The 15,967-nt window shown below is 63.9% G+C and carries 15 protein-coding genes; all 15 read left to right on the top strand.

The genetic code is table 11. The annotated features are described in order from the left end of the window. The first annotated feature begins 6 nt into the window (after window positions 1–6). The 15 genes from XH91_RS23130 (at window position 7) to XH91_RS23060 (ending at window position 15,799) form a co-directional block, all read left to right on the top strand. Entirely contained in the window at window positions 7–1,179 is a 1,173-nt protein-coding gene (locus tag XH91_RS23130) for a fumarylacetoacetate hydrolase family protein (protein WP_128952714.1), read from the top strand. Window positions 1,180–1,490: 311 nt separating this feature from the next. Beyond that, window positions 1,491–2,456 carry a galactofuranose ABC transporter, galactofuranose-binding protein YtfQ gene (gene ytfQ / locus XH91_RS23125; RefSeq protein WP_128952713.1) on the top strand — a complete coding sequence of 322 codons (966 nt, stop codon included), beginning with the start codon at window positions 1,491–1,493 and terminating at the stop codon, window positions 2,454–2,456. A gap of 117 nt (window positions 2,457–2,573) precedes the next feature. Continuing rightward, window positions 2,574–4,115, top strand: coding sequence for a sugar ABC transporter ATP-binding protein (locus XH91_RS23120; RefSeq protein WP_128952712.1), 1,542 nt, complete (start codon window positions 2,574–2,576; stop codon window positions 4,113–4,115). Further along, entirely contained in the window at window positions 4,112–5,104 is a 993-nt protein-coding gene (locus tag XH91_RS23115; RefSeq protein ID WP_128952711.1) for an ABC transporter permease, read from the top strand. Before XH91_RS23120 ends, XH91_RS23115 begins: the two co-directional genes overlap by 4 nt. Beyond that, window positions 5,101–6,081 carry a galactofuranose ABC transporter, permease protein YjfF gene (yjfF, locus tag XH91_RS23110; protein WP_128952710.1) on the top strand — a complete coding sequence of 327 codons (981 nt, stop codon included), beginning with the start codon at window positions 5,101–5,103 and terminating at the stop codon, window positions 6,079–6,081. The genes XH91_RS23115 and yjfF overlap by 4 nt, the downstream gene beginning before the upstream one ends. Then, a complete protein-coding gene (locus XH91_RS23105; RefSeq protein ID WP_128952709.1) occupies window positions 6,078–6,845 on the top strand; it encodes a FadR/GntR family transcriptional regulator in 768 nt (255 codons plus the stop codon). The genes yjfF and XH91_RS23105 overlap by 4 nt, the downstream gene beginning before the upstream one ends. Further along, a complete protein-coding gene (locus XH91_RS23100; protein ID WP_128952708.1) occupies window positions 6,842–7,768 on the top strand; it encodes a Gfo/Idh/MocA family protein in 927 nt (308 codons plus the stop codon). Before XH91_RS23105 ends, XH91_RS23100 begins: the two co-directional genes overlap by 4 nt. Before the next feature lie 2 nt (window positions 7,769–7,770). Beyond that, on the top strand, window positions 7,771–8,847 hold the full coding sequence (locus tag XH91_RS23095) for an aldose epimerase family protein (RefSeq protein WP_128952707.1): 1,077 nt from the start codon (window positions 7,771–7,773) through the stop codon (window positions 8,845–8,847). Beyond that, window positions 8,847–9,725 carry an SMP-30/gluconolactonase/LRE family protein gene (locus tag XH91_RS23090; protein ID WP_164933769.1) on the top strand — a complete coding sequence of 293 codons (879 nt, stop codon included), beginning with the start codon at window positions 8,847–8,849 and terminating at the stop codon, window positions 9,723–9,725. The genes XH91_RS23095 and XH91_RS23090 overlap by 1 nt, the downstream gene beginning before the upstream one ends. A 74-nt stretch (window positions 9,726–9,799) precedes the next feature. Further along, window positions 9,800–10,873 (top strand): multiple monosaccharide ABC transporter substrate-binding protein, encoded by a 1,074-nt coding sequence (chvE, locus tag XH91_RS23085; protein WP_128952705.1) that lies wholly within the window; start codon window positions 9,800–9,802, stop codon window positions 10,871–10,873. Window positions 10,874–10,936: 63 nt separating this feature from the next. After that, window positions 10,937–12,514: a multiple monosaccharide ABC transporter ATP-binding protein gene (mmsA, locus tag XH91_RS23080; protein WP_128954960.1), complete on the top strand. Its 1,578-nt coding sequence runs from the start codon at window positions 10,937–10,939 to the stop codon at window positions 12,512–12,514. After that, window positions 12,511–13,701, top strand: coding sequence for a multiple monosaccharide ABC transporter permease (gene mmsB, locus XH91_RS23075; protein ID WP_128952704.1), 1,191 nt, complete (start codon window positions 12,511–12,513; stop codon window positions 13,699–13,701). The genes mmsA and mmsB overlap by 4 nt, the downstream gene beginning before the upstream one ends. A gap of 102 nt (window positions 13,702–13,803) precedes the next feature. Continuing rightward, window positions 13,804–14,016: a hypothetical protein gene (locus XH91_RS23070; protein WP_128952703.1), complete on the top strand. Its 213-nt coding sequence runs from the start codon at window positions 13,804–13,806 to the stop codon at window positions 14,014–14,016. Window positions 14,017–14,179: 163 nt separating this feature from the next. Beyond that, complete coding sequence (locus tag XH91_RS23065) at window positions 14,180–14,842, top strand: HAD family hydrolase (protein WP_128952702.1); 663 nt, start codon at window positions 14,180–14,182, stop codon at window positions 14,840–14,842. Window positions 14,843–14,848: 6 nt separating this feature from the next. Next, a complete protein-coding gene (locus tag XH91_RS23060) occupies window positions 14,849–15,799 on the top strand; it encodes a sugar-binding transcriptional regulator (protein WP_128952701.1) in 951 nt (316 codons plus the stop codon). The last annotated feature ends 168 nt before the right edge of the window (window positions 15,800–15,967 follow it).

The raw sequence follows: 15,967 nt of genomic DNA, 5'->3' as shown, positions 1-15,967 counted from the left end.
CCGGCCATGACGAATTTGACGGTTAGAGACCTTCTCCCCGAGGATGGAACGAAGGGAACGCTGGTCGGCCGCGTCTGGCTGCCGCAGGCGAACGGTCCGGCCGTGGTCGCGGTGCGCGCAGACGGCGTCTTCGACGTCACCGCCAAGTTTCCGACCGTCAGCGCCCTCTGCGAGGAGGACAGTCCGGCCAAGGCACTTGGCACGACCAAGGGCGAGCGCATCGGTGATCTCGAAGCCATCGTCGGCAACACGGCGCCTGATGGGCGCGATCCGAAGAAGCCCTGGCTGCTCGCGCCCGTGGATCTTCAGACCCTGAAAGCCGCGGGTGTCACTTTCGCGATCTCGATGCTGGAACGCGTCATCGAGGAGCGCGCCAAGGGCAACCCGGCCTCGGCCGAAGCCATTCGCAAGGAAGTGACGCGGCTGATTGGCGACGATCTGTCCAAGCTCAAGCCGGGTTCAGACCAGGCGATGCATCTGAAGCAGGTGCTGATCGATCAGAACGCCTGGAGCCAATATCTTGAAGTCGGCATCGGCCCCGATGCCGAGGTCTTCACCAAGGCGCCGACCATGTCATCGGTCGGCACCGGTATGGACGCCGGGCTGCATCCGAAGTCGACCTGGAACAATCCGGAGCCGGAGCTCGTGCTGTTCGTCTCCAGTCACGGCAAGATCGTCGGCGGTGCGCTCGGCAATGATGTGAATTTGCGCGATTTCGAGGGCCGCTCGGCGCTGCTGCTATCGAAGGCCAAGGACAACAATGCGTCCTGCTCGATCGGTCCGCTGCTGCGCCTGTTCGACGACACCTTCACGCTCGACGACGCGCGCAAGCTCGACATCAGCCTGAACGTGATGGGGGCTGACGGCTTTGTCCTCAACGGCCATTCCTCGATCAGCAAGATCAGCCGCGACCCGACCGATCTCGTCGCGCAGACCATCGGTAAGGTGCATCAATATCCCGATGGTTTCGTGCTGTTCCTCGGCACGATGTTCGCGCCGGTCAAGGATCGTGATGCGCCTGGGCAGGGGTTCACCCACAAGCGCGACGACATCGTCACCATTTCCGCCCCTCAGCTCGGCAAGCTCGTCAATCGCATGCGAACCAGCGACGAATGCGAGCCCTGGACTTTCGGCATCGGCGCGCTGATGAAGAACCTCGCGCAGCGTAGGCTGATCTAGCCTTTTCGCTTGTCTGCCGCCTGTCGCAGCGGATCGCACAGGCGAATTTCCCTGAGAACGTCATGTCCCGGACGAGCGCGGCCGCGACGTACTTTCACAAAAATGGGGACATCCTTAAATGGCATATAATCAGGTGATAACGCAGGGAGTGTAGATCGCACGCGTCCACATCATTAGCCTAAATAGTCAAATAATATGACTATACGGACGCGAGCTTCCGTGAAATAGTCCCTCTCGCCGCCCTGAAGGTCGGCCTGAGGGTGTCATGATACCGTGGACGCCCCGGATAACACTTGGGAGACACACGCCTCATGACCCTCAAAGCCCTTTTTGCTGCCAGCGCTACTGCCGCGTTGTTGCTTGCGCTGCCGGCCAATGCCGCAGAGCTCACCGTCGGCTTCTCTCAGATCGGATCTGAATCCGGCTGGCGCGCAGCTGAGACCTCGGTCTCCAAGCAGGAGGCCACCAAGCGCAAGGTCAATCTCAAGATTGCCGACGCGCAGCAGAAGCAGGAAAACCAGATCAAGGCGATCCGCTCCTTCATCGCGCAGAACGTCGATGCGATCTTCCTCGCCCCCGTCGTCTCGACCGGCTGGGATGCGGTGCTGAAGGAAGCCAAGGAAGCCAAGATTCCGGTCGTGCTGCTCGACCGCGACATCGATCCCTCGGGCAAGGACCTCTATCTGACCGCCGTCACCTCGGACAGCGTCCACGAAGGCGAAGTGGCCGGCAACTGGCTGGCCAAGACTGTCGGCGACAAGGCCTGTAACATCGTCGAATTGCAGGGCACGGTCGGCGCCAGCGTCGCCGCCAACCGCAAGAAGGGCTTTGACACCGCGATCGCCAAGCACGCCAATCTGAAGATTGTGCGCAGCCAGACCGGTGACTTCACCCGCGCCAAGGGCAAGGAAGTCATGGAGAGCTTCATCAAGGCCGAAGGCGGTGGCAAGAACATCTGCGCGGTCTACGCCCACAACGACGACATGATGGTCGGCGCGATTCAGGCCATGAAGGAAGCCGGCCTCAAGCCGGGCAAGGACATCCTCACGGTGTCGATCGACGCAGTGCCAGACATCTTCAAGGCGATGGTTGCCGGTGAGGCCAATGCCACCGTCGAGTTGACGCCGAACATGGCCGGCCCGGCCTTCGACGCCGTCGCGGCCTTCAAGGAGAAGGGCACGGTTCCGCCGAAGTGGATCCAGACCGAATCCAGGCTGCTTACCGCCGCCGACAATCCCCAGAAGGAATACGATAGCAAGAAGGGTCTCGGTTACTGAGGCGGGCGTCTTGCCGGACCACGCGTTGTGGTCCGGCAACCCCCTTCGCAACCGTCGCGCGAACGAATAGGCTGGGCGTCCGCAGCATAAGCGGGCGCCGGTGGGAGTGACGTCGTTATGGAGAATAGCCTTGATCCTGCTCCGCCCCTCCTGGAGGTGCGCGGGATCAGCAAGAGCTTTGGTGCGGTGCGCGCGTTGCAGGACGTCGACTTCACGCTTCGCGCCGGCGAGATCCATGCGCTGCTCGGTGAGAACGGCGCCGGCAAATCCACCTTAATCAAGGTCGTCACCGGCGTTTTCCCGCGCGATGCCGGGGTTGTCAGGCTGGGCGGCGACGAGGTCGCGCCGCGTTCGGCCAAGGCGGCGCTCGAGGCCGGCATTGCCACCGTCTACCAGGAAGTCAATCTGCTGCCGAACCTGTCGGTGGCACAAAATCTGTTTCTTGACCGCCAGCCGATGCGCTTCGGCATCGTGCGCGAAGGCGAGATGCGCCGCCGCGCCAAAGCGCTGCTGACCGAGTTCGGCCTCGACATCGATGTCGCCGCGCCGCTCGGCAATTATTCGATCGCCATCCAGCATGTCACCGCGATCGCGCGTGCCGTCGATCTATCCGCACGCGTGCTGATTCTGGATGAGCCGACCGCGAGCCTCGACCGTCACGAAGTCGAGATCCTCTTCGGCATCATGCGCCAGCTGGCCAAGCGTGGCATCGGCATTGTCTTTGTCAGCCATTTCCTAGATCAGGTCTACGAGATCTCCGATCGGATCACGGTGCTGCGCAACGGTCGCCTGGTCGGCGAGCGCGAGACGGCCTCGCTGACGCGGCTCGAGCTGATCCGGATGATGCTGGGGCGCGAGCTCGCCGAAACCACCAGCGCGCGGGCGGCGGCGAGCGACCGTCCACCGCGCGAGGTCTGTGCGAGTTTCGAGAATTACGGCAAGACCGGCTATGTCGCGCCGTTCAATCTCGAGCTGCGCCACGGCGAGGTCGTCGGCCTAGCCGGGCTGCTCGGCTCGGGCCGCACCGAGACGGCGCGGCTGGTGTTCGGCGCCGAGCGCCCCGATGGCGGGCAGGCCAAGGTGGAGGGCGCCCCCGTACGGCTGCAGTCGCCGCGCGACGGCGTGCGCCACGGCTTCGGTTATTGCCCTGAGGAGCGCAAGACCGACGGCATCGTCGCCGAGCTCACCGTGCGCGAAAACATCGTGCTCGCGCTGCAGGCCAAGCGCGGCCTGCATCGGCCGCTGTCGCGCCGCGAGCAGGACGAGATTGCAGGCCGCTACGTCAAGATGCTCGACATCCGCCCGCCCGATCCCGAGCGCCCGGTGGGTCTGCTCTCCGGCGGCAATCAGCAAAAGGCGCTGCTGGCCCGCTGGCTCGCGACTTCGCCGAGACTTCTCGTGCTGGACGAACCTACGCGCGGCATCGATGTCGGCGCACATGCCGAGATCATTCGCTTGATCCGCGAGCTCTGCGACGACGGGCTGGCGTTGCTGGTGATCTCCTCCGAGCTCGACGAGATCGTGACCTATTCCGATCGCGTGGTCGTGCTGCGCGACCGCGCGCATGTCGAGGAGCTCGCGGGCGAGGCCATCGACGTCACCAATATTCTCGCGGCCATCGCCGCCGATGGCGCAGCGATGCATGAGGCCCGGGTATGACGATGCTGTTGCCGCGGCGCGGCCTGGCCCAGATCCTCGCGCTGATCGTCATCCTCGCCGTCGACCGCGTGGTGTCGCCGCAATTCTTCGACCTCCGTCTTCAGGACGGTCGCCTGTTCGGCAGCCTGATCGATGTGCTCAATCGCGGTACGCCGGTGGCGTTGCTCTCGCTCGGTATGGTCCTCGTGATCGCAACGCGCGGAATCGATCTCTCCGTCGGTGCGGTCATGGCAATCTGCGGCGCGATCGCCGCGAGTCTCGCCGACAGTCACAGCCTGCCGGTGGTGCTGGCGGCCGCGCTCGGCGCCGGCCTCCTCTGCGGATTGTGGAATGGTTTTCTTGTCGCCGTGCTCGGCATGCAGCCGATCGTGGCGACGCTGATCCTGATGGTGGCTGGGCGCGGCATTGCCCAGCTCATCACCGAGGGCCGCATCGTGACCTTTACCTCGCCGGACCTGGTCTGGCTCGGCAACGGCGCCATTCTCGGTGTCCCGGTCCCGATTGCGATTGCGCTCGGCATGCTGATCCTCACCGGCGCGGTGGTCCGCGGCTCGGCGCTCGGACTGCTGATCGAAGCGACCGGCGGCAACGCGCGCGCGAGCGAGCTTGCCGGCGTCGGCACCCGCGCGATGATTTTGGCGGTCTATGTTTGGTGCGGTGTCTGCGCCGCGCTCGCCGGCGTGATCGCCGCGGCCGACATCATGGGGGCGGATGCCAACAATGCCGGCCTCTGGCTCGAGCTCGATGCTATTCTTGCGGTCGTGATCGGCGGCACCTCGCTGTTCGGCGGCCGCTTCAGCCTCGTTCTTGCCGTGTTGGGTGCGCTGATCATCCAGACCATGAACACCGGCATCTTGCTGTCGGGCTATCCGCCGGAGTTCAATTTATTGGTCAAGGCCGTGGTGGTGCTCGCGGTACTGCTGCTGCAATCGCCAAAGCTGTCCGGCTTCGCCGGCATCATGGCGCGGCTGCGGAGGACGAAACCATGAAAGGCCTCCCGCCCGTCCTGATCACGGCCATTGTGCTCGTCGTGGGCTTCGCGCTCTGCGCGGTGCAGTTTCCCAACATTGCCTCCACCCGCGTGGTCGGTAATCTCCTCACCGATAATGCCTTCCTCGGCATCGTCGCGACCGGGATGACCTTCGTCATTATCTCCGGCGGGATCGATCTCTCGGTCGGCTCGGTGATAGGCTTCACCACTGTGTTCGTCGCGCTGGCGATCGAACGCTGGGGCGTGCCGCCGCTAGTCGCCTTCGTCGCCATCCTCGTGCTCTCGGCGGCCTTCGGTGCGGCGATTGGCGCGGTCATCCACGTATTCGACCTGCCGCCCTTTATCGTGACGCTGGCCGGCATGTTCCTGGCGCGCGGCGCGAGCTTCCTGCTCTCGACTGATTCGGTGCCGATCAACGCGCCTGTCTATTCGACCGTGTCCGACTTTGCGTTTCGGATGCCCGGGGGCGGGCGGCTGAGCGCGATTGCGATCATCATGCTCGTGATCCTGATCGGCGGCATCCTGTTGCTGCGTCTCACCCGGTTCGGTGCCAATGTCTATGCGCTCGGGGGCGGCCGGGCGACCGCCAGCCTGATGGGCGTTGAGGTCGGCAAGATGACGATAAAGATCTACATGCTGTCGAGCCTGCTCGCAGGGACTGCCGGCATCGTGTTCTCGTTCTACACCAGCGCCGGCTATTCGCTTTCCGCTGTCGGCGTGGAGCTCGACAGCATCGCCGCCGTGGTGATCGGCGGCACGCTGCTCACGGGCGGGCAGGGCTCGGTGATCGGCACCTTCCTCGGCGTGCTGATCCAGGGCATGATCCAGACCTACATCAATTTCGACGGTACGCTGTCGAGCTGGTGGACCAAGATCGCGACCGGCACCTTGCTGTTCGCCTTCATCGCACTTCAACAGGGTCTGGTCGCGCTGGCGCGCCGGCCGGCAGCGAAGCGCGCGGGAGCAACCTCATGACCTCGCGCATCGTCGTCATCCCGACACGACGGGCCCATTCCAACCATGCGGAAGTGTCCCGCTCGATCGGCGTCGACATCATCGCTGGCCGGTATGCGGAAGGGGTGCGGCTACCGGGCGATGCCGAGCTGACGGCAATGTTCGGCGTGTCGCGGCCGGTGTTGCGCGAGAGCGTGAAGACGCTGGTCGCAAAGGGCCTGCTCACCACCAAGGCGCGGGTTGGCACCGTCGTGCGCGGGCGCGCCGCCTGGAACATGTTCGACGCCGATGTGCTGGCCTGGCATCTCGACGCCGGCATCGACAGGCGCTTCCTCAACGACCTTGCGGAGATACGTCTTGCGGTGGAGCCGCGCGCGGCGGCACTCGCGGCCAGGCGCCGTTCGGAGGAAGACATCGCCGAGCTTCAGCGCAGCATGGACCGCATGCGGCAGGAGACGTCCGAGTCCGTCGACTTTGCCGAAGCCGACCTCGCGTTGCACCTGGCGGTGGCGCGCGCATCCGGCAATCCGTTCATGCGCTCCATCGGTCACGTGATCGAGGCTGCTCTGCGGACGGCCTTCATGCTCAGCGCACCTGCCGGGTCGGAAGACCGCGAGATTACCTTGCTCTGGCACCAGAAGATCGTCGATTCGATCGCAGAAGGTGATGCCGACGCGGCGGCCGAGTCCATGGCCTTCGTCATTCACAATGGCATGCGCCGGCATAAGAGCGCGGCGGCCGAGACGGCACCGGCCGCGCCTGCAGCATCTGGAGAACAATCGTGACAGCTCTTCGTATTGCCATCGTCGGCTTCGGCAAGATCGCGCGCGACCAGCATGTCGGCGCGATCGCCGCGACGCCGGGCGCCGTGCTTGCCGCCGTTGCCAGTCGTAACGCGTCGCTGCCCGGCTTGCCGCATTTTGCCACCATCGAGGAACTGCTGGAGAAGGGTCCGGAGATCGATGCGGTGTCGCTCTGCACACCGCCGCAGGTGCGCCGTGCCCAGGCTGCCGCAGCGCTGGCCGCAGGCAAGCATGTCATGCTGGAGAAGCCGCCCGGCATCGGTGTTGCAGAGCTCGATCCGTTGGTCGCAATGGCGGCCGAGGCAAAGCGGACCTTGTTTGCGACCTGGCATTCGCGCCACGCCCCGGCGGTCGAGCCGGCCCGCGAATGGCTGGCGACGCGCCGGATCAAGTCCGTTCATATCAATTGGAAGGAGGACGTCCGCGTCTGGCACCCCGGCCAGACCTGGATCTGGGAGCCGGGCGGGCTCGGCGTGTTCGACCCCGGCATCAATGCGCTCTCGATCCTCACCCGCATCCTGCCAAAACCGGTGTTCGTCACCGCGGCCGAGCTTGCGTTTCCGGCCAATTGCCAGTCGCCGATTGCCGCCAACCTGACGCTGACCGACATCAGCGGCTTGCCTGTCACGGCCGAGTTCGACTTTCGTCAGACCGGACCGCAGAGCTGGGATATCTTCGCGGAAACCGATCAGGGCCAGATGACATTGTCCCGCGGTGGAAGGATCATGGCGGTGGACGGCAAGGTTGTTGCCGACGCGCCCGATGAGGAATATCGAGAACTTTATCGTCACTTCGTCAAGCTCGCGGCATCAGGCGCGAGCGATGTCGACCTGGCACCGCTTCGCCTCGTCGCCGACTCCTTCCTGCTCGGCAAGCGTAGTATCGTCGAACCGTTTGTGGACTAGACATGGCTGGTGCGAAAATAGCGAAGGATGTGTTCGGAACGCTGCCCGATGGACGCAGTGTCGAGCGCATCGTGCTGCGCGGGGCGGGCGGGTTTGAGGCCCGCATCATCACCCATGGCGCCGTGATCCAGGCGCTGATCGCACCGGACGCCAAAGGCGGCACCGACGACGTCGTGCTCGGCCATGATACCTTTGCCGGTTATCTTGCTGAACGGAAGTTCTTTGGCGCCACCGTCGGCCGCTACGCCAATCGCATCGCCAACGGCCGGTTTTCGCTGGACGGCGAGACCTTCCAGCTTGCCGTTAACAACGGCCCCAACGCGCTGCATGGCGGCGTCGACGGCTTCGATCGAAAGCTCTGGGATATTGCCGAGATCGACGACGGCGCCAGCCCCGCGGTCACGCTGACCTATACGAGCCCGCATGGCGAGGAGAATTACCCAGGAAAGCTCGATGTGCGCCTGACCTATCGTGTCACAGGCCCATCCGAGCTGTCGCTGATCATGGAGGCGCGGACCGACCGGTCGACCATCGTGAACCTCACCAATCACAGCTTCTTCAATCTGGAAGGCGCGACCTCGGGCGCGTCCACTCTGGATCACAGGCTGACGGTCAAGGCCGACCACTTCCTCGCTATCGATCCCAGCGCTATCCCGCTGCCGGAGCCGCCGCGCAGCGTAGCCGGTACGCCATTTGACTTCCGCGAGGCTCACGCCGTCGGCGCACACATTCGCGAGGGCGATCTGCAATTGCAGAACGGGAGGGGCTACGATCACACTTATTGCCTCGCGCGCGACGGCAAGCTCGCGCTTGCGGCCCGCCTGGAAGCCCCGCTTTCAGGACGGATCATGGAACTGTTCACCGACCAGCCCGGCCTGCAAGTCTATTCCGGCAACTATCTCGACGGCACGATCTCGGGCAAGGGCGGCAGGCTGATCCGGCAATCGGACGCGCTGTGCCTGGAGCCGCATGTGTGGCCCGACTCGCCGAACCGGCCGGATTTTCCGAGCCCGCGCCTCGACCCCGGCGGCGTCTATCGACATCACACCGTCTATCGCTTCGCGGTGAGGGCGCCATGATGGAAGAGGTGCCGACGACCGTTCTGTGCGCTGAGCAATGTCATCTCGGTGAAGGCCCGACCTATGACGTGGCCACCGACACCGCCTGGTGGTTCGACATTCGCGAGGGCAAACTCTTCGAGGCGCACCTCGGCGGCGGCGCGATCCGAATCCACGCGCTCGGCCGGATGGCGAGTGCGCTGGGGCGGATCGATGCCGAGCGCCAGCTCGTTGTCGCGGAGGATGGTTGCTACATCCGCACACTCGCCGATGGCGCAATGACGTTGTTCTGCCCGCTCGAAGCGGACAATCCCGCGACACGCTCCAATGATTGCCGTGTGCATCAATCCGGCACGTTCTGGATCGGGACGATGGGACGAACGGCCGAACGAGGTCTGGGGGCGATCTACGCGCTCCACCGCGGCAAGATCTCGACGCTGTTTCCGGGGATCAGCATTCCAAACTCGATCTGTTTCTCGCCGGATGGCGCCAAAGGATATTTCACCGACACCGCGCGCGCCGTGCTCTATGCTGTACCGCTCAATCCCGACACCGGCCTGCCGCGCGGAGAGCCCGAGGTGTTGCTGCGCCACACCGGCGTCGGCGGGCTTGACGGTTCGGTGTGCGATGCCGACGGGCAGATCTGGAATGCCTGCTGGGGGGCCAGCCGCGTCGATGTCTATTCTCCGCAAGGCGAGCGCCTGCGCTCGCTGCATGTGCCGGCAAAGCAGGCGAGTTGTCCTGCATTCGTCGGCGCGGATCTGTCGCGCCTGCTCGTCACTTCTGCCTGGCAGGACATGGACGCAGAGGCGCGCGCGGCCGACCCACAGGCCGGCTGCACTTTTGTGTTACAAGCATCCGCGCGCGGTCGCGCGGAGCCCGATGTCAAGCTCGCATAGGAGATCCGAAACCGACCTTTACCCATGTACTGGACGACACTAACAAGCAATCTGACACCCAAAGGGAGTGAAGCATGTTGAAATTGAAGACGACATTTCTGGCGATGGCGCTGGCTGGCGCCGCAACGATGGTTACAGGTCTCACAGCCTCCGCGCAGGACAAGGCAACCGTCGGCATCGCCATGCCGACGAAATCCTCCGCGCGCTGGATCGCAGACGGCGACAACATGGTGAAGGTGCTGAAGGAACGCGGCTACAACACCGACCTGCAATATGCCGAGGACGACATTCCGAACCAGCTCTCGCAGGTTGAGAACATGGTGACCAAGGGCGCCAAGGCGCTGGTGATCGCCGCGATCGACGGCACCACGCTGTCGGACGTGCTCAAGCAGGCCAAGGCCAAGGGCATCACGGTCATCGCCTATGACCGCCTGATCCGCGGCACGCCGAATGTCGACTATTACGCGACCTTCGACAATTTCCAGGTCGGCGTGCTCCAGGCGCAATCGATCGAGAAGGGCCTCGGCCTGAAGGAAGGCAAGGGTCCGTTCAACATCGAGCTGTTCGGCGGCTCGCCCGATGACAACAACGCCTTTTTCTTCTACAACGGTGCGATGAGCGTGCTGAAGCCGTATATCGACAGCGGCAAGCTCGTCGTCGCCTCCGGCCAGATGGGCATGGACAAGGTTGCGACTCTGCGCTGGGACGGCGCCACTGCGCAGGCCCGCATGGACAATCTGCTCAGCGCCTACTACGGCAACAAGAAGGTCAATGCCGTGCTGTCGCCCTATGACGGCATTTCGATCGGCATCATCTCCTCGCTGAAGGGCGTAGGCTATGGCAGTGCCGACCAGCCAATGCCGATCATCTCGGGACAGGACGCCGAAGTTCCGTCGATCAAGGCGATGCTGCGGGGCGACCAGTACTCGACCATCTTCAAGGACACCCGCGATCTCGCTAAGGTGACCGCCGACATGGTCGACGCCGCGCTCGCCGGCAAGCAGGTCACGGTCAACGACACTAAGACCTACGAGAACGGTGCCAAGACTGTGCCCTCCTATCTGCTGAAGCCGGTTGTGGTGTATAAGGACAATTGGGAGAAGACCCTGATTGACAGCGGCTACTACAAGAAGTCGCAGTTCCAGTAAGACACTCAAGTTTCCCTCTCCCCGTTCGCGGGGAGAGGGACGTAACGGATGGGACGCAACGCGATGACCGCCATGCTGGAGATGCGCAACGTCAGCAAGAGCTTTGCCGGTGTGCAGGCGTTGCGTGACGTCAATTTCTCGGTCGAGGCCGGGCAGATCCACGCCCTCGTCGGCGAGAATGGCGCCGGCAAATCAACTTTGATGAAGGTGCTCAGCGGGGTCTATCCGGCGGGCAGCTACGAAGGCACCATTGTTTTCGAGGGTGAGGAACGCCGGTTCCGCGACATCAACGATTCCGAGGCGCTCGGCATCATCATCATCCATCAGGAATTGGCGCTGATTCCGCTGATGTCGATCGCGGAGAATATTTTTCTCTCGCATCCCCCGTCAAAATTCGGCGTGATCGATCGCGACGCGGTGTACCGCCGCACGCGCGAGCTGCTTGCGCAGGTCGGCCTGAAGGAATCGCCAGATACGCTGATCACCGATCTGGGCGTCGGCAAGCAGCAGCTGGTCGAGATTGCCAAGGCGCTCTCCAAGCGCGTCAGGATGCTGATCCTGGACGAGCCGACTGCGAGCCTGAACGAGGCCGATAGCGCAGCATTGCTCGAACGCCTGATGAAGTTCCGCGAGCAAGGCATCGGCTCGATCCTGATCTCGCACAAGCTCAATGAGGTCGCCCGCGTCGCCGACCACATCACCGTGCTGCGCGACGGACGCACCGTGGACGGTATCGACTGCCGCGCCGAGCCGATCCAGGAAGACCGTATCATCCGCAGCATGGTCAACCGCGATCTCGCCCATCGTTTTCCCGAGCGCAGCGCCAAGATCGGCGAGCCCGTGCTCGAGGTTTCGAACTGGTCGGTCTACCACCCGATTCATCCTGAGCGGCAGGTAATCAAGAACGTCAATTTCGGCGTCAAGCGCGGCGAGGTCGTCGGTATCGCCGGGCTGATGGGGGCCGGTCGCACCGAATTCGCCATGAGCCTGTTCGGCCGCTCCTGGGGGGCCAATATCACCGGTCGCATCGCCCTCGAGGGTCACGAGATCGTGCTGCCGAACGTCGCCGCCGCTATCGACGCCGGCCTTGCCTATGTCACGGAGGACCGCAAGCAGCTCGGCCTGATCCTGGCCGACGACGTCCGCAAGAACATTACCCTGGCAAGCCTCGATCAGGTCGCGCCGGGGCGGGTGATCGACGACATCGCCGAGCTGAAAATCGCCAGCGACTACCGCAACCGGATGCGGATCCGCTGTTCCGACGTCTATCAGGAGACCGGCCAGCTTTCCGGCGGGAACCAGCAGAAGGTCGTATTGTCGAAATGGCTGATGACCGACCCCAAGGTACTGATCCTGGATGAGCCGACGAGGGGCATAGACGTCGGTGCCAAATACGAGATTTACTGTATTATCAACGAACTGGCGGAGGCTGGCCGCGGCGTCGTGGTAATCTCTTCGGAGATGCCCGAACTGCTCGGCATCTGCGACCGCATCTGCGTCATGAACGACGGCGCCTTCGTCGGCGAGTTCCCGGGCGCTGAGGCGACACAAGAAAACATCATGCGCGCTATCATGCGCAACGAACGAAGCAACGGAAACGGCGCGGCCAAGGCCGCGGAGATGGGAGGATCGCAGCCATGACCGACAAGACGGTGTCGCTGCCCGAGGAGCGCCGGCACGGCAGCTTCATCAAGAACAATTTGCGCAACTACGGCATGCTGATGTCGCTGATTGCGATCATGCTGTTCTTCCAGGTCATGACCAGCGGCACGCTGTTGCAGCCGTTGAATCTGACGAACCTGGTGCTTCAGAACAGCTACATCGTCATCATGGCATTGGGCATGCTGCTGGTGATCGTCACCGGCCATATCGACCTGTCGGTCGGATCGGTCGCGGGCTTCGTCGGTGCGGTCGCCGCCGTTCTGATGGTGACATACAAGGTCGACTACACGCTCGCCTTCCTTATCTGTCTCGCGGTCGGGGCGGCTATCGGCGCGGCCCAGGGTTATTGGGTCGCCTATTTCAAGATTCCGTCCTTCATCGTGACCCTGGCGGGCATGCTGGTGTTCAAGGGCCTTGCGCTTGCCGTGTTGCAGGGGCAGTCGCTCGGGCCGTTCCCGTCGACCTTCCAAAAGCTGTCGTCGGGCTTCATTCCGGAGCTGTTGCCTGAGGCCGGCACGCTGCATCCCACCTCCATGCTGATTGGTGCGGTGCTCGCACTCGGCCTGGTCTATGCCAGCGCCAAGAGCCGCGCGCGTGAGGTGTCGCACGGCATCGAGGTTGAGCCCTACGCATTCTTCCTCGGCAAGAGCGTCGTGCTGGCCTGCGCCGTGCTGTACTTCACATATTTGATCGCGACTTATCGCGGCCTGCCCAACGTGCTCGTGATCATGAGCGTCCTGATCGCGCTCTATGGTTTCGTGACCCGTCGCACCGTGATTGGCCGCCAGATCTATGCCGTCGGCGGCAACGCCAAGGCGGCAGGCCTGTCGGGCATCAAGACCGAGCGGCTGACGTTCTTCACCTTCGTCAACATGGGTGCGCTCGCCGCGCTCGCCGGTCTCGTCTTCGCCGCGCGCCTCAACACCGCGACTCCGAAAGCCGGCCTCGGCTTCGAGCTCGACGTCATCGCCGCGTGCTTCATCGGTGGCGCTTCGGCCTATGGCGGCGTTGGCCGCGTCGGCGGTGCCGTGGTCGGCGCCATGATCATGGGCGTAATGAACAACGGCATGTCCATCCTCGGCATCGGCATCGACTACCAACAGGTCATCAAGGGCCTGGTGCTGCTCGGTGCGGTGTGCATCGACGTCTATAACCAGCGGCGATAGGAATAAGTCACCCGCGGGGCGGGGCTCCGGCACCGTCCCCATACGGTACAATTTTCCTCAATTGCGATCACGGCATCGGCATCGGCCTCACGACCGAGGCCGATGCCTCGCCTTGACCATGATTTGGGCTATAGATCCAAAGGTGCCGAACAGCGCACGGGCAGGGCAGCACCAGTGGCGGCTCATATCCATGAGATGACGGACGACGAGTATGAGGTGCGACTCCGCATCCTCGTGCGCATCGTTTCCGTCTGCACCCTGGGACTTATGTCCTTCGCGGCGGGTTTGCTGATCGGCGCCTTTGTCCTGTTTTGACGGCGTGACCGCGCCATCAGGCGCCAATTCCTGATTGTCACCTGTAGCCGCCTCAAAATGGCAATGAGGGCCGCGCCGCGCTCGTTCTGCCGCGGGTTGCCTGCGATGGTCTGCCGAGAGCCGAACTATTGCTCATCGACTGGGTATATGATCGAATGCCGCGATGGACCTGGACCGGCCAAAACCCGATCTGATCATCTTCGATTGCGACGGCGTGCTCGTCGACAGCGAGTTGCTCAGCTGCCGCTGCCTGTCCGAGGTGCTGGCGCAGTTCGGCCTCCAACTCAGTGTCGAGCAGGCGCTCGAGCTCTTTCTCGGACGCAGCACGAAGGCGATCGAGCAGCACTACCGCGAACTCGGCCAGATTCTGCCTGGCGAATTCCTCCCCCGACTGAAGGCGCGCGTGCTCGAGACGTTTGCAGGGGCACTCCAGCCGATCCCGGGCGTCGGCACCATGTTGTCGGAATTGCAGGTGCCATACTGCGTCGCATCGTCGAGCGACCTCGACCGTGTCTCGCTGTCGCTGGAGGTCACCGGTCTTGCGCCGCATTTCGGCGACCGCCTTTACACGGCGCAGATGGTCAGGCACGGCAAGCCGGCTCCGGATCTCTTTCTTCACGCCGCCACGAAAATGCGGGCCAGCCCTTCTCGCACACTGGTGATCGAGGACAGCGTCAGCGGCGTCCAGGCCGCCAAGGCGGCCGGGATGATGGTCTGGGGATTTGTCGGCGGTGGCCATTATCGAAGCCGCGCCGGCCGCGCTATATTGTCCGCCGCCGGGGCCGATCGGGTCTTCGCGCAGATGAGCGATTTCTGGGGAGCGTGAGGCCGCATGGCCGCCGAGAACGAAAAGTCCCGACTCGACGACGCCGCGCGCGCCGGCTGGCTCTATTTCATTGCCGGCCATACCCAGGACGAGATCGCAAAGATGCTGCAGCTGTCCCGCGCCTCGGCGCAGCGACTGGTGTCGCTGTGCCTCGCCGAGCGGCTGATCACGTTCCGGCTCGAGCATCCGATCGCAGCTTGCATGGAGCTCGCGGCGCGCCTGAAGGAGCGCTTTGATCTCGGTCATTGCGAGGTCGTGCCCGCCGATCCGGCCGCGCCGCAGTCCACCGCCGGGATTGCCGAGCGTTGCGCCAATCTGCTCGATGCGACGCTGCGCTCGGAGACGCCCGTGATCGTCGCGCTCGGCACGGGGCGGGCCGTGCGCGCCGCGGTCGAGCGCGTCACTCCGATCGACCGGCCCAACCACCAGATCGTCTCGCTGGTCGGCAACATCTCCGCGGACGGCTCGGCAAGCTTCTACGACACCGTCGGCCGGCTCGCCGACCGCACCGGCGCGCGGCACTATCCGATGCCGCTGCCGTTCCTGATGTCGTCGGAGGACGAGCGCAACAAGATGGTTCGCATCGAGCCGATCGCGAAGGTCAAGGCGGTCGCGGCCAAAGCGGATCTGCGGCTCGTCGGCATTGGCCAGATGGACCAGAGGGCCCAGGTCCATGTCGATGGCTTCGTCACGCGTGATGAATTGTTCGAGATGATGCGGCAGGGCGCGATCGGCGAGATCACCGGCTGGGCCTATGATTCCAAGGGCCGTCTGCTCAAGGCCGGCACCAACAGGCGCCTCACCAGCATTCCGCCGGAGGTACCGGCGAAGACCACGACCATCGGCGCTGCAGTCGGTGCGGCCAAAGTGTCCGCGATCGCAGCGGCGCTCAACGGGCGCCTGATCAACGGCCTGATCACGGACGAGGCCACCGCAAGGGCGATCCTGGAGCGGTAGGGATTGCTCCCACCCCTCGCACTGCTGTCATCGCCCGCGCAAGCGGGCGATCCAGTACGCCGCGGCCAAGCTTGAGGCAAAGCAATAAACGACACGGAGTACTGGATGCCCCGCTTTCGCGGGGCATGACAGCGGGGTTGGGGCGGCTCCGTCCCGCACCGCAGCACT

The sequence above is a fragment of the Bradyrhizobium guangzhouense genome, from assembly GCF_004114955.1.
Lineage (GTDB): Bacteria > Pseudomonadota > Alphaproteobacteria > Rhizobiales > Xanthobacteraceae > Bradyrhizobium > Bradyrhizobium guangzhouense.
This window is presented reverse-complemented; position numbering and strand designations above follow the sequence as displayed.